Annotated in this window: 12 protein-coding genes and 1 pseudogene; 3 read left to right on the top strand and 10 right to left on the bottom strand. The window is 66.9% G+C overall.

Annotated elements, in window-relative coordinates; translation table 11 throughout:
* Positions 1-197 precede the first annotated feature (197 nt).
* From L5014_RS34730 to L5014_RS34700, 7 genes are all read right to left on the bottom strand, one after another.
* Complete coding sequence (locus L5014_RS34730) at positions 198-752, bottom strand: phosphonate degradation HD-domain oxygenase (RefSeq protein WP_238468412.1); 555 nt, start codon at positions 750-752, stop codon at positions 198-200.
* Positions 753-815: 63 nt separating this feature from the next.
* Positions 816-1502, bottom strand: coding sequence for a GntR family transcriptional regulator (locus L5014_RS34725; RefSeq protein ID WP_238468419.1), 687 nt, complete (start codon positions 1500-1502; stop codon positions 816-818).
* Between the two features lie 139 nt (positions 1503-1641).
* Positions 1642-2529 (bottom strand): 2-aminoethylphosphonate ABC transport system, membrane component PhnV, encoded by an 888-nt coding sequence (gene phnV / locus L5014_RS34720; protein ID WP_238468411.1) that lies wholly within the window; start codon positions 2527-2529, stop codon positions 1642-1644.
* On the bottom strand, positions 2519-3442 hold the full coding sequence (locus L5014_RS34715; protein ID WP_238468410.1) for a 2-aminoethylphosphonate ABC transporter permease subunit: 924 nt from the start codon (positions 3440-3442) through the stop codon (positions 2519-2521). Before L5014_RS34715 ends, phnV begins: the two co-directional genes overlap by 11 nt.
* Positions 3420-4547, bottom strand: a complete 1128-nt coding sequence (gene phnT / locus L5014_RS34710) for a 2-aminoethylphosphonate ABC transport system ATP-binding subunit PhnT (RefSeq protein ID WP_420800192.1) — start codon at positions 4545-4547, stop codon at positions 3420-3422. The genes L5014_RS34715 and phnT overlap by 23 nt, the downstream gene beginning before the upstream one ends.
* A gap of 97 nt (positions 4548-4644) precedes the next feature.
* The gene (gene phnS, locus L5014_RS34705; RefSeq protein WP_238468409.1) at positions 4645-5730 is read right to left on the bottom strand and encodes a 2-aminoethylphosphonate ABC transporter substrate-binding protein; all 1086 of its coding nucleotides are present in this window, start codon (positions 5728-5730) and stop codon (positions 4645-4647) included.
* A 452-nt stretch (positions 5731-6182) separates the two neighbouring features.
* Positions 6183-6938, bottom strand: a complete 756-nt coding sequence (locus tag L5014_RS34700; protein ID WP_238468408.1) for a DeoR/GlpR family DNA-binding transcription regulator — start codon at positions 6936-6938, stop codon at positions 6183-6185.
* A gap of 248 nt (positions 6939-7186) precedes the next feature.
* On the opposite strand from L5014_RS34700, the gene L5014_RS34695 reads away from it, so the two are divergent.
* Positions 7187-8830 (top strand): ABC1 kinase family protein, encoded by a 1644-nt coding sequence (locus tag L5014_RS34695; RefSeq protein ID WP_238468407.1) that lies wholly within the window; start codon positions 7187-7189, stop codon positions 8828-8830.
* Between the two features lie 88 nt (positions 8831-8918).
* On the top strand, positions 8919-9818 hold the full coding sequence (locus tag L5014_RS34690) for a DMT family transporter (protein WP_238468417.1): 900 nt from the start codon (positions 8919-8921) through the stop codon (positions 9816-9818).
* A gap of 141 nt (positions 9819-9959) precedes the next feature.
* On the opposite strand, the gene L5014_RS34685 is transcribed toward L5014_RS34690, so the two are convergent.
* Positions 9960-11171, bottom strand: coding sequence for a L,D-transpeptidase (locus L5014_RS34685; RefSeq protein WP_274389623.1), 1212 nt, complete (start codon positions 11169-11171; stop codon positions 9960-9962).
* A gap of 424 nt (positions 11172-11595) precedes the next feature.
* On the opposite strand from L5014_RS34685, the pseudogene L5014_RS39110 reads away from it, so the two are divergent.
* Positions 11596-11682, top strand: a pseudogene (locus L5014_RS39110) (ammonia-dependent NAD(+) synthetase); the annotation flags it as partial.
* A gap of 150 nt (positions 11683-11832) precedes the next feature.
* Here the strand turns inward: L5014_RS39110 and L5014_RS34675 are convergent.
* Positions 11833-12117: an RNA-binding protein gene (locus L5014_RS34675; protein WP_238468406.1), complete on the bottom strand. Its 285-nt coding sequence runs from the start codon at positions 12115-12117 to the stop codon at positions 11833-11835.
* Positions 12118-12462: 345 nt separating this feature from the next.
* Positions 12463-13071 (bottom strand): hypothetical protein, encoded by a 609-nt coding sequence (locus L5014_RS34670; protein ID WP_238468405.1) that lies wholly within the window; start codon positions 13069-13071, stop codon positions 12463-12465.
* Between the last annotated feature and the right edge of the window lie 201 nt (positions 13072-13272).

Genomic DNA, 13272 nt, shown 5'->3' with positions numbered 1-13272 from the left:
TATGCAGACTCTTTCGCGTTTCGTCAACATCTTTTTTTAACGTCACCGCTTAAAAACTGTCGACTCACGCAACCGCCGTTTCTCGCGGCGGCCTTCGCGTCAGGCAATGCATGAAGCGAAGGAGCGGAATTCTAGTCACGCAGATGACATCTGGCAAGGGGTTTTTTGCACCCCTCGAAAAAAGACGCGAAACCGCTTCATGCGTGACGCTGCATCACGCGATCGACGATCTGGAGATAGTGGTCGAGATCCGGCGTTTGCTTGCCGGCAATCTTCGCGAGGTCGTCCCAGCGGCGCAAACGCACCGCGTCGTCTGCATGGGGACGCCCGGCAAACTCGCGCGCACCGTCGGAATCGAAAATGCCGCCTTGCAGTTGGAGGCTGCGCACGGAGTCGGCCGACAGGCGGCCAAAGTACGCTTCATCGGTCGCGCACAGATAGCGCTTCGCATCGACGTGCAGCCGGATCGGCTCGAGCACGCTCGCCGGGAGGATCGGTCGCAGAAACGGCAGTGCGTAGTACTGGTGCAGGTCGTCGATACCGCGCTCCGTCGGCGTTTCGCCCTGGCGATTCAACAGATGCCCGAGGTCATGCAGAAAAGCCGCAGCGACGAGCTCCTCGCTCGCCCCGTCCTCCTCGGCCAGCGCGCCGCTCTGCAGCGCATGTTCAAGCTGCGTCACCGGCTCGCCGCTATAGGCCTGCCCGCCGTGCTGCTCGAACAAGCCGCGAATATCTTCCAGACTCAGTGCCATGCTTGCTGCCCCCTTTTTGGTCGATCGTCGGTCGATCGCGTCGAAGCTCCTCTGCCCTGTCACTCAACGGCCATCGCCGTCATCCGGTTCGTCCTGCTTTTCCTGCGCGCGCATCCGGGCCGCGGCCTCGTCGGCATCGCGCGAGGCGAGTGCGTTCAAGACCGCCCGGTGCCGCGTATATGACGCCTGCCGCATCGCTGCGGTCTGCGGCACGCGTGTCGACAATCGCCATTCGTTCACGGCGCGCCGATGCGCCTCGCGCAGCTTGCCGTTGCCGGCCGCTTCGACGAGCGCATCGCGGAACGCCTCGCAGGCGCACGCAAATGCGGAGTCGTCGGCAAGCGCGCTGCGCATGGCGTCGAGCCGGTCGCGCAGCGCGGCGACCTGCGCCGCGTCGATACGCGCCGCCAGCATCCGGCACGCAGCTTCCTCAAGAACCGAGCACAGCAAGGCAAGCTCGCGCGCCTCGGTGTCCGGCACACTGCGCACGTACGCGCCGCGATGCTTCTCGTTGCGCACGAGTCCCGCCTGTTCGAGCGCGCGAAACGCTTCGCGCACGGGCCCGCGCGATACCTGCAATCGTGCCGCCCATTCGGACTCGACGAGCTTCGCGCCCGGCACGAGCGTCCCGCCCGCGATGCAGCGCTCGATCTCGTCGCGCACGAGGTCGGTCAGCGAATGCTCGCGCACCAGCGCGAGCGGCGTCGCCTCGTCGGCGTGCGAGGCGCTTCGCAGATCGGCATCGCGCATCACAGTCCGCATCACAGTCGCCACGCGCACTCCTTTCAGTCCGCGACCCGCATCTGGCTCGCCTGCTGCTCCGTCCGCATCGTCCCCGACGCATCCCGCGAGGCGGTGCTGCGCGTCGGACCGCGTGCTGTCCATGGTTTCAATCCGCACGGCGGCGCGGCACGCGCGCAGCAATCAGCAACAGCGCCGCCAGCGACACGATCAGCAAGATCAGCGAAAGCGCCGACGCCGGCAGGTAATATCCGCGCTCGACCGCGCCGACCACGACGATCGGCACCGTCGCGAATCCCGGCGGATACACCGTGAGCGTCGCGCCGAGTTCGCCGAGCGAGAGCGCGAAGCCCAGCGCGAGACTCGCGCGGATCGCCGGCACCAACTGCGGGAGCACCACGCGGCGCAGCACCATGGCGGGCGGCGCGCCGAGGCTCGCGGCCGCTTCGCGCAGCACGGTCAACTCGGGACGCAGCGCCGCCGCGGCGCAGCGATAGCAAAACGGCAGCACCAGCGCGAGCTGCACGAACACGACGATCGCCGCCGAGCTCGACAGGTCCACGGGCGCCTTGTGATAGGCGATCAGCACCGCGAGCCCCAGCACGACGCTCGGCACGCCGTTGGGCACCATCGCGAGCGCATCGGCGATGGCGCCCAGGCCGCGCCGGTCGCGCCCTTCGAGCGCCAGCGCGAGCCACAGCCCGAGCGCGGTGCCGAGCACCGCCACGCCGAAGCCGATTTCGAGGCTCGTGACGAGCGCGTCGAAGTCGCTAGAGCCGAGGCGCTCGAACCAGCGCGTGCTGAAACCATCGGGGAAGATCGTGCCCGACCAGTGCGAAGCCACGCTCGAAAGCGCGACCACGATCACCGGCAGCACGAAGAGCCAGAAGCACAGCAGCGCCGCTAGCGCGAGCAGCACGCCGCTGCCGATGCGCGCGAATGCGCTGCGCTCGACGGGCCGCGCACGCAGATGCTTCGGCGGCAGGACAATATGGTCCGCAACCGCGTCTGCGGGATTGACTGATTTACTTGACATCGCGTGCGCCTCCATGACTGCGGCGATTCACGCGCCGATACAGCGCATACAAAGAAAGCGACATCGCGAGCATCACGACCGCGCCCGCGGCAGCGGTCGGCAGATCGAGATCGACGGTCGCCGAGCTATAGATCGCCACGGGCAGCGTGACCAGATGCGCGCTGCCGAGCACGAGCAGAATGCCGAACTCGTTGAACGTCAGCAGAAAGCACAGGATCGTGCCCGCCGCGATGCCGGGCCACGCGAGCGGCAGGATCACGCGTGCAGCAACCATGCGGTTGTTCGCACCCAGGCTGCGCGCGGCTTCGATCAGGCGCATGTCGAGCAGCGCGAACGCCGCGAGCGTCGGGCGCACGACGAAGGGCGCGTAGAACACCACTTCCGCGAGCACGATCCCGCCGATGCCGAACAGGAAATCGAGCGGCGGGGCCTGCAGATGGAAGAGCCGCTGCAGGCCGATGCTCACCGAGCCCTGCGAGCCATAAAGAAAGATCAGCGTGAACGCGACGAGAAACGACGGGAACGCCACGAACAGCTCGAGAAAGCGCGTGACGAGGCGCGCGCCCGGAAACGGCTTGAAGAACAGGATCGCCGCGATCGCCACGCCGAGCAGCGAGGCCACGCCCGCGCTCAGGAACAGGATCCACAGCGTCGTGCCGATCACGCCGCGCGAATCGGGATTACCGAAGAACGTCGCGTAGGCGTGCAGGCTCAGGCCGTGCTCGCCGGTCAAGCTGAGCAGCACGAGCCGCGCGAGTGGATAGACGACGAGCGGTCCCAGCACGAATACGAGCAGAAAGCCGATGTGCCATTGCGCGCGCCGCTCGCGACGACGCACGGCGGCCGCGTGCGCTTCGGCGCCGGGCTGCGGCGCGCCCGGAAACGCGGAATCAGGGGTTGATAAGGACGACATCGTCAGCCTCGTAACGCAGGGAAACGCGCATGCCTTTTTCCGGCGTCATGCCGTGGCCGCGCTGCATGGTGACGAGCACCGATTCGTTCGGCATCGCGTCGAGCAACACCGGCACCGAGAGCACCGAGCCATACCATTCGACGGACTCGATCGTGCCGTGCAGCCCGCCCTCGCCCAGCGGCACGATGCGCAGGCTTTCGGGGCGCAGGCACGCGAGCTTGTCGCGCACGCCGTAACGTGCGTCGCCCACCGGGAACGCCACGCTCGGCGGCAGCAGGTTCGCCGCGCCCAGATAGCGGGCGACATAGGCGTCGTTGGGCGTGTCGTAGAGTTGCTGCGGCGTGCCGAGTTGCGCGATGCGCCCATCGCGCATCAGGAGCGTGCGGTCGGAAAGCACCAGTGCATCGTCCTGATCGTGCGTCACGCAGACGATCGTGAGGTCGGGCAGCCGCTCGTGCAGCGCCTTGAGCTCGGTGCGCACCGAGGCGCGCAGATTGGCGTCGAGCGCCGAAAGCGGCTCGTCGAGCAGCAGCACGTCCGGCTCGATCACGAGCGAGCGCGCCAGCGCCACGCGCTGCTGCATGCCGCCCGAGAGCTGCGCGGGCATGACGTGGCCCGCGTCGCCGAGCTGCACGAGCTTGAGCGCGTCCGCCACGCGCCGCGCAATGTCGCGCGACGGCACGCGACGCGCCTTGAGCCCGAACGCCACGTTCTCGAACACCGAGAGATGCGGAAAGAGCGCGTAGCTCTGAAACAGCAGCCCCAGGTTGCGCTGATGCGGCGGCACGTGGGTCAGGTCGCGCCCAGCGATGGTGAGCGAGCCCGCCAGCGCATCGGCTTCGATGAACCCGGCGATGAAGCGCAGCAAGGTGGTCTTGCCACAACCGCTGCGGCCCAGCACCGTCAGCAATTCGCCGCGGCGAATGGTCAGCGACAGGTCGTCGAGCACCGTGCGCGTGCCGAAGCGCACGCTCAGGCGATCGATCTGCACGCCCGCGGCGGCGCCGGGGTTGGACACACTGGACGCATCGGCTGCATCGGTCGGGCCGGACACATCCGGCAGTGCGCGGGCCATCTGGGCCGGCGCAAGGCTTGCGGTATTCACCGGGTTCATCTCCTGTCGACCAGAGTTAGCGCTTTAACGCTGACTCTGGTCCCATGCACAGTTGCTCAGGTATTGCTCAATTGCATGCTGCAACTGCTTACTTCGGCTTGACGACTTCGGTCTGCTTGCCCGACGAGCCCACCACTTCGTTCTTCCAGCGCGTGGTCCAGCCCGCCTTCTTCTCCATCACCTGGTTCCAGTCCACCGGAATCAGATTGACGCCTTCGATAGCCTGCTTGACCGCCGCGCCGTTCTTGCCCGAGAGCGCCACGTCCGTGCGGCCCGGAATGCCGAAGATGTCCGGCACCTTCGATTGGACGTCCGTCGACATCAGGTAGTCGATCAGCTTCTTGCCCGCCGCCTGGTTCGGGCCGCCCTTGATCAGGCCGATTGCGTACGGCAACTGGAAGGTCGTGGGATGGCCGCTCGTGTCGGCGGCGAGGAAGATCGGCTTGAGCGAGAGGCCGCCGTTAGCCGCATCGTCGAGATCCATCTGCAGGTCGCCATTGGCCACCGCGATCTCGTTGCGCGAGAGCAGCACGTCGAGGTAGCCCGTGCCCTTGGTGTGGAACTTGGCGCTTTGCTCGAGCTTCTTCAGGTAGTCGAATGCCTTGTCTTCGCCCATTAGCGAGGTCGTGAGGATGATCACGGCCATGCCGTCGCCAGCCGTGGCCGGATTCGAGTACGCCACCTTGCCCGAGTAGTCGGGATGCAGGAGGTCGGCGAACGTCTTCGGCTGGTTCTTCACGACTTCGGGGTTGATCGCGAACGAGAAGTAGTTGTTCACGAACGTTGCCCACGAGCCGTCGGCGGACTTCGCGATCGCCGGCACGTTCTTGTAGTTCACGCTCTGATACGGCTGCAGCAGGCCGCCTTGCTGCGCCTGCTGGATGAACGGCGGCAGCGTGATGAGCACGTCGGCCTTGGGCGCGTCCTTTTCGACGTTGGCGCGGTTCACGACTTCGCCACTACCGGCCGTCACGATGTTGACCTTCACGCCTTCCTTTTTCTCGAAGGCCGGCAGAACGTCGCGGTAGAGATTTTCGAGGCCGTCTGCCGTGTACAGCACGACGGCGCCGGCGGCGTGGGCGCTGATCGCCGCACATTGCAGCAGCGTGGCGGCAGCCACCATGGGCAGCAGCTTGCGTGCGAAACCCGCGCGATGGGAATTCCTGTGGTTCATGTCGCTCTCCGAAGGCAGAAACCATGTGCTCGGGGATACCCGATGCGTGTTGAGTCGAATGTCGAACGTCGGCGGACTGCGCCGCCTGCCATACCCGTCCGCTGCGGCGCGCGGATTGCAGATTGTCTGCAATCCGCCGTTGCCACCCCTATACCGCCGGGCGCACGGCACACCAGGAGCCGCCCCGTCATGCGACGCCGGCCCCGCCTGAACGGGCCCGGCAAGAATCACAGGTTTTCGTGACAGGGCCATGACGATTGTGGCAAACGTCAGAAAATTCCACAATTCGCCAAAAAACAGCATATGACATCGAGCGCCGAAACTCTCGCTGCAATGCACAAGCGGCGGCCGGAGAATCGGCCAATGCAGCTGAAAACGCGGTGGGCAGGACGTGGTGAGTGCCACAGCCGCGGCGAAACCAGGCAAGTCCAACCAGGCGCAATCAGGCGCAATCAGGCGATAAGGAGCTCGGGCCCGCGCGCGGCAATGGCGCGGGCAACGCTCTTTTCGGGCGCGAGCTCGGTGATCACGTAGCGGGTGCGCTCGAAGCCGTTGATGCGCACCGGCGTGACGCGGCCGAACTTCGAGTGGTCCGCCACGACGATCGCGCAGGCGGCGGCCGTGAGCATGCGGCTGCGCACCTCGGCGACCATGCGCGTGTAGTCGGTCAGCCAGCCGTCGGCGGTGATGCCGCCCGCGCCGACGAACGCGTAATCGACGTGATATTGCGCGAGCTGCTGCACCGTATCGAGGCCGAAGGTCGCCTCTTCCTGATCGGACAGCTCGCCGCCCAGCAGCGTCACGCGATTCTCGTTGCGTCGGCCGAGCAGAAGCGCGATGCGCCAGTCGTTGGTGTAGACCGTGAGGCGATGGCGGTCGATGAGCGCGCGAGCGAGCGCGTGCGTCGTGCTGCCAGAATCGATGATGAGGGACGCGCCGTCGGGCACGAACTCTGCTGCGCGCTCGCCGATCGCGCGCTTGGCGCTCGCGTTGGCGGCCTCGCGCACATCGAGGTCCGGTTCGCTGCGGTCGCTGGAAAGCGCGCCGCCGTGCGTCGTCACGAGCAGCCCGCGGCCGGCGAGCGTGTTGAGGTCGCGCCGGATCGTTTCGCGCGAGACCCGCAGCTCGCGCACGAGATCTGCCACGGAGAGCGCGCCGGTCCGGTTCACTTGCGAAAGGATGTACTGGTGACGTTGTTCTGCGAGCATCTCAGTGAGCGCGCGGGGCGCATGAAATCGGGAGGGCCGGCGTATTGTATTACGCGTGCTGCGGTGGAGCGCCCTTGGTGGAACGCCCTCGGCAGAGCACGGCGCGACGGCGCGAATTGCGCCGAAACGATACGAAACGAACGGGCTCTGCCATCGCCCGTCCATCCCTGCTAATCTCGTGTTGGCCGTCCGGGAACCGGACGGCGCTCCGTTTTGTCGATTTGTCGTTGCGTCGACCGCTGCTCCCCATGCGTTCACAACTTCGCCAACTGCGTCTCCTGTTCTGCGCGCTGCGCTACGGCATCCGGCTGATCTGGCTCGCCGCGCCCGAGCATCACAAGCTGCACTGGATCGTCTCGCTCGCCGAGCGCATGCGCGATGACGAGCGCCTCGCCACGCAGCTATCGAGCGCACTGCCGCGCCTCGCGCCGCTCGCGGGCGCCTTCGCGCAAACGCTTGCCACGAAGCCCGAACTCGCCGCCACCACGCTGCACGATGCCATCGACGCCGTCGAGCACTTCGAAGCGCCACTCACGCCGCAACAGCTCGATGCCGCCCTGAACGCGGCGCTTGGCAAACCGCCGCAAACACTGTTCTCGTGGATCGACACCACGCCCTGCCACAACGGCTGGTGCGAGCAGACCCACGTCGCGCGCCTTGCGCTGCCGGTCAGCGGCCATCAGATGGTGACGGTGCGCGTGCTGCGCGCGAAGCAGGTTCAGGAAGTCGACGACGACGCCGCGCTGCTGTGCGCCGTCGCGCGCTGGCTCGAGCGCTTCTCGGGCGCCGCGCGCAAGCTGGGCCTGCGCACGCTCGCGCAGACGCTGCGCGAGGATCTGCAACGCCGTTTCGATCTGCGCGCGCAGGCCGCGAACCTGAGCCAGACGGGACACCATCTCGCGAACGACGCACGTGTCCTCGTGCCCGATGTGATCTGGGACTTCTGCACCGCGCAAACGCTCACGGTCGAGCACATCGACACGGTGCGCGCGACCGACATCGCCGGCCTCGCGGAGCATCACATCAACGTGACGCGCGTGGCCGCGCATCTGATCGAAGTGGTCACGCAGCAGGCTTTCGAGCATGGGTTCTTTCATGCCACGCTCGACGCGCGGCGCGTGGCCGTGAGCATCGAGCCGCAGACGCGCGGCCGCCTCGTGTTCGCGAGCGCGCCGCTGATGACAAGCCTCTCGTCGCCGGAGCGCGAATTCATCGTGCACGGCGCGACAGCGCTCTTCGAGCAGGACTACGCGCGGCTCGCTGCGCTGCACCACGTCGCGGGCCACGTGCCCGCGCATGCGCGCACCGAGCAGATCGAAGCCGAACTGCGCACGCGCAGCGAGGCGCATTTCGCCAGCGACGCCAGCACGCGCAGCGCGGGTGCGCTGCTTCATCATCTGCTGCATTCGGTCCAGCCGTTCGGCGGCGAGGTGTCGCCGCGGCTCGCCGCTGCGCAGCGCGCGTTCGGCAACGCCGAAACGCTCGCACGCACGATTCATCCGGGCGTGGATGCATGGGGAATCGCAAGCGCGACGCTCGCGGACATCGCGAGGCGCGATCTCGGTCCGCAAGGCTGGGTCAAGCGGCTTGCCGAGGAGCTGCCGCATCTCGCGCAGGTCGCGCCGCGCGTGCCGCAACTCATCTATCACTTCATGCAGCACCGCACTCACCCGGCACACGGCCCGGGCGCGGCACAAGCCCAGGCCGCCGCGCTCGAAGCGCTGCGCCGCGAGCATCGCCGCACACGGGCACTGCTGATCGCCTGCGCATTGAGCGGCGCGCTGATCGGCGTGGCCGCAACGGTCTTCGCCGCGCCGTCCTCCAGCCAGGCGAGCCACGAGAGCGCACCGCACACCGCGCATTCCCAATCCGCCGGATCAGTGCAGTCCTGAACAAGACCGGCCCGGCCCGACCGGGCGATACTCCGGGTCTTTCGCAATATTGGCGGTGTATTGACGTGCGCCGCCCTTGCCAGAACCGATGCTTGCCTCGCTCGCTCCCGCCCTCTTCGTCATCCTGTGGTCGACGGGCTTCGTGGTCGCCCGCGCGATCGCGCCATATGCCGATCCCAACCTGTTCCTGCTCGCGCGTTTCGGTGGGACCGCGCTGCTGTTCGCGTGCGTCGCGCTCGTACAGCGCGCACCGTGGCCACGCGGACGCGAACTCGGCAAGCATTTCTTCGCTGGCGCGCTGCTGCAGGGCGTGTACCTCGGGGCGAGCTACTGGGCCGTCGCCCAAGGTCTGAGCGCGGGCGTGATGGCGCTGCTGGGCGCACTGCAACCGCTGCTGACTTCCGCGCTGGCCGCGCCGCTGTTTGGCGAGCGGCTCACGATGCGGCGTGGGCAAGGTCTGTCGCTCGGTCTCGCGGGCGTGGTGCTCGTGCTGATGCCGAAACTGCGCGCCGCCGCCGCAGGCGTTCCGGCCGTCGGCGCGGCCGATGCCTCGGGCGCGCATGCGAGCCCGCTCGTGGTCGTGCTCGTCGCGGTGCTCGCGGTCGGCGCGATCACCGCAGGCACGCTCTATCAGAAAACCTCACTGGCCAAGGCCGATATCCGCAGCGCGAGCGCGGTCCAGAATGCGGGCGCGGCGGTGGTCGCCGCGCTGCTGGCGCTCGCGCTGGGCGAGCATCGCTGGATGGCATCGACTACGCTCTGGTTCTCGCTCGCATGGGGCATCGCGATGCTCTCCGGCGTGGGCGTGACGTTGGTCGTCTGGATGGTGCGCCACGGCGATGCGGCCCGCGCCACGGCGCTGCTCTTTCTCGCGCCGCCGCTCGCCGCGCTCGAAAGCTGGCTGCTATTCGGCGAAACGCTTGAGCCGATCCAGATGGCGGGCTTCGGCGTGGCGCTCGCGGGCGTGCTGATCGCGCGGCGCGGCTAGACGCCGAGTGCGCTGAACGCGCAGGATATCGGCGCACTGGGAATCGGGGGGACGGGGCGGGCGCAACGTCCCACCCCGTTTGCCTCCTTGGCCTGAGGGCGTCTCTCAACGCCAGTCGGCACTAATCGGTATCAATCGGCATCAATCAGCCGTATCGCCGCCCTTAGGCATCTTCGCGCGCGCCTCGCGGCCCGGCGCCGGCGCCCACGCGGGCCGCGCCTTGCGCTGCGAATCGATCACGACGATGAAGCGCCCCGCCCACGGCGTGACCTCCCGGCTCGGATGCAAGACCCACAGCGACTTGCCCGCATCGACGAGCGCCTGATACTCGGCATCGACGATCCCGTAGTGATCGATGAAAGTGTTCAGCGACGCGGGAATGCGCACGCAGCCTTTCGAATGGCGGATGCCGAGCAGCGGCTCGAGGCGGTCAGGGTCGGTGGCGTGCATCTGGAAGCGCATCGGCGAGTGGCCGCCCTTGCCCCAGCCGCGCTCGCCATCGACCCAGCCGAAATCGTAGATGCGCATGTCGCGCGCACCGTAGCCGCGAATGCCGTTCTCGTTCATCGTGCCTTCCGCGCGGAAGTCCATGTTCGATGGCGTGTGCTCGAACACGCCGAGCGGCGTGAGAAAGTGATCGTACTCGCCCGGCCGGCCCGTCGCGACGGGCGAAGCGCCGATCATCTGCCACGGCTGGTCCGGCATCGCGCGAAAGTATATGAAGAGCGCCTGGACGGTCGCGGCGCGATCCACGAGGATGACGAACTCGCCCGCCAGCGCGCCGAGATTCTTTGCGTCGAGCGCGGCCTGCAGGCGCTGGGCATAAGCGCGCTGATCGGCGAACGGCACGCGCAGGCGGCGCTTCACGTCGCGCGCGAAGGTCTGACGCATGGCCAGCGCACGGTGCGTTTCCTCGGCGGCCTGCGCGGGCGTGAGAATCGGATGTGCGGGCAAGATGAGTGGAACGGGCATCGCCGGAGCAGCAGCGGCCGATGCCGCCGAAGCGGGCGCTGCACTTGAGGCCGACGAAACCGCGGATGCCGCAGAGGCCGACGAAGCCGCAGAGACGGGCACCGCTGGCGCCGGTGCAACACCCAGTACTGGCGAAGGCCGCACGGGCGCGGACGCGCCCGACGCAGCAGCCGACGCAGTGCCGGAAGCCACCGATGCCACCGATGCAGCCACGGCAGCCGATGCAGCCGGACGCGACGCCCCAGCGACTCCGGAAGGTGCCTTCTGAGCCGCATGCACGGCTCCGGACACCGCATGCGCGCCCGAGGCGGGCCCGGCATCCGCAGCCCAGGCGCTGGCAGCCCACCACGCGCAGACCGCTGCGTACAGCACGCGCCGCAGCGATGCGCCGCGATAACGAGCATTCGTAGTGTCACCCCGGACACCACTATTCACGCGGGCAAGCGCGCCGCGCGAAGAGTATTCATTCATTGTGAATCCGGCAGATTTTCCATTTTGTCTGGAATAGATTGTCGGGGCACCGACCCGATGGCATGCGCCTCACGAGACATAAATCGGGCCCGCGCCCCGGCAGAACTATCCGCCATTAAACCAGACAACACGCGCAAGTCGCCGTACGAAGCGATGTACCGCCCAAGGAGCCCTGCATGAACGCCGCCCCCTGCGCGAAGCGTCGATGCGTTGCGCGCGGAAGGTCGCGCGTCGCGCTTCATCGCGACGCGCCTGCCTTATGCCACGCAGGGAGACGACGCCAATGCCACCAAGGCGCTCGCCTTCATTCGCCCTGACAAGACTTTGAGCACCCCGCCAGCGGATGATTGCGCAGCACGCGGTCGCGGGCGCCGGCCTCGTGATCGGCACCGACCACGCGGCAGAATCATTGATGGGTTACGCGCCATACGATCCGATGCCTGGCATGGCCGGCCCGTAGCCCGGCAAAAAGCTCAATTCGCCGACGAGCGCGGGCGAGGAAGGAAACAATACGGGGAAAAAGCCATCGCGCCGCTGCAAGGAGGGCGCGATCAGCGCGGCATGCGAAAAGTCAGCGCACGGATGCTGGACGTGTGTCCTGCTGGTCCTCGCCATCGAACGGCGCGGCGCTCACACGCAGCGCAACTCCGGCAAGACGCCGGCTCTGCAACTCGCGTGCAACCGATTCGCCCACGTAGGGCACGTCGGAATCGAGTTCGATGTCTGCGTGCGCGTTCGGCGTGCCCACGTCGTACACCGTGACGCCCTTGGCGTAATGCCCGAGCTCACGTTTGATGAAGTCGCGCACTTCTTCTTCGCTACAGGTTTCGGGGACGTTCCAGACGGTCAGGTGCATATTGAACTACCGATAGCGGCGCGGTCGGTCGACTCGCACCCGCACGGGTTGCAGACTCGCACGCGCCTTTGCGCGAGCCCAAACCGCCTGTCCGAGCAGGGCTGCGGCTGCAAGCAGGATAAGACTCGACGTTAGCATTTCGCTCACTCCTCTTTTATTGATCATAGGCAGGATATTCCTAATCTCCAGCCTGCGCGCTGCGTCATATTGTCGGATGGCAGCCGTACGAATGAGCCGATTCTGGCATCGCAATCATCGTACCTGGCAAGAAGCACAGCCATGTGCTGGAAATGGGGGCGGGGCGCGCCTCGTGTGCCGGCTGGTGCATGGCCAGCAGCGCGTGGGTCAAGGACTTTCGTCGCTGCTTGCAGAAGTGGTATCGCCCGCATCCGTACCGCATTGCATGCGTGTGAGCTGATCGTACTGGTGCGCCCAGTTACCGGAGATGGCCGCCTGCGCCTGGGCGAGCGATAGCCGCCCCGCGCATACGCAACGCTTGAGCCGCACGGCAAGAAGCGACTTGCGCCGCTCGCCGGAATGGCCGCCCCAAGGAAGCAAGTCGAAGTTCTCGGCCGCATCCGGCGCCCCCCCGAGCAGAATCGGCACGCGCCGGTCGAGCGCATAGGCGACGCCGTCACCGGAATCAATGCCGCGTGCCGCAAGCAGACGATTCTTCAGCGCCATTGCCTCGTCGAACGGCGGCGCCACGGTATCGGCGTAACCCGGCCGGCAAATCGTCTCGGCCACCGACTCCTGGGTGACACGCGTGTCGAGCAGCTGCGAGTCTTGCGCCATGGCGGGCGCACTGCGCACGACGCCGCCAACGGCGAGGGCCAACAGCACGCCATGCAGCGTGTAACCGAGCGATCGCCGGCCGCGCAAGCCCGTCCGGCATGTCCTGCCCTCTGCCATGCGACGCGCGGCGCGATGTTTTTCTGCCAATTCTGCGTTCATGGATCGACGCACCGTACACTGCCGTACGATGTGAAATGGATGGTCAATGCCGGGTAATTAAAACACATTCAAATTTTACGTGGTGAATATGCAGCACCCGGCCATGCACGACATGACAAAAAGCCCGCTCGCGGCCCTGAGCCGGTTCTTCGCATTTGTGGCATCGCCTCGGCCGGAACCGGCTTCCAGCAGCACTTCCTT

The organism is Paraburkholderia tagetis (genome assembly GCF_022213065.1).
GTDB lineage: Bacteria > Pseudomonadota > Gammaproteobacteria > Burkholderiales > Burkholderiaceae > Paraburkholderia > Paraburkholderia tagetis.
Note: the sequence above shows the minus strand (reverse complement) of the source record. Positions and strands in the feature narration are given on the sequence as shown.

What these genes read in the sequence shown, in the direction of transcription:
- L5014_RS34730 (WP_238468412.1), bottom strand. Translation starts at nt 752, where the DNA reads ATGGCACTGAGTCTGGAAGATATTCGCGGCTTGTTCGAGCAGCACGGC.
- L5014_RS34725 (WP_238468419.1), bottom strand. Translation starts at nt 1,502, where the DNA reads ATGCGCGATGCCGATCTGCGAAGCGCCTCGCACGCCGACGAGGCGACG.
- phnV (WP_238468411.1), bottom strand. Translation starts at nt 2,529, where the DNA reads ATGTCAAGTAAATCAGTCAATCCCGCAGACGCGGTTGCGGACCATATT.
- L5014_RS34715 (WP_238468410.1), bottom strand. Translation starts at nt 3,442, where the DNA reads ATGTCGTCCTTATCAACCCCTGATTCCGCGTTTCCGGGCGCGCCGCAG.
- phnS (WP_238468409.1), bottom strand. Translation starts at nt 5,730, where the DNA reads ATGAACCACAGGAATTCCCATCGCGCGGGTTTCGCACGCAAGCTGCTG.
- L5014_RS34700 (WP_238468408.1), bottom strand. Translation starts at nt 6,938, where the DNA reads ATGCTCGCAGAACAACGTCACCAGTACATCCTTTCGCAAGTGAACCGG.
- L5014_RS34695 (WP_238468407.1), top strand. Translation starts at nt 7,187, where the DNA reads ATGCGTTCACAACTTCGCCAACTGCGTCTCCTGTTCTGCGCGCTGCGC.
- L5014_RS34690 (WP_238468417.1), top strand. Translation starts at nt 8,919, where the DNA reads ATGCTTGCCTCGCTCGCTCCCGCCCTCTTCGTCATCCTGTGGTCGACG.
- L5014_RS34675 (WP_238468406.1), bottom strand. Translation starts at nt 12,117, where the DNA reads ATGCACCTGACCGTCTGGAACGTCCCCGAAACCTGTAGCGAAGAAGAA.
- L5014_RS34670 (WP_238468405.1), bottom strand. Translation starts at nt 13,071, where the DNA reads ATGAACGCAGAATTGGCAGAAAAACATCGCGCCGCGCGTCGCATGGCA.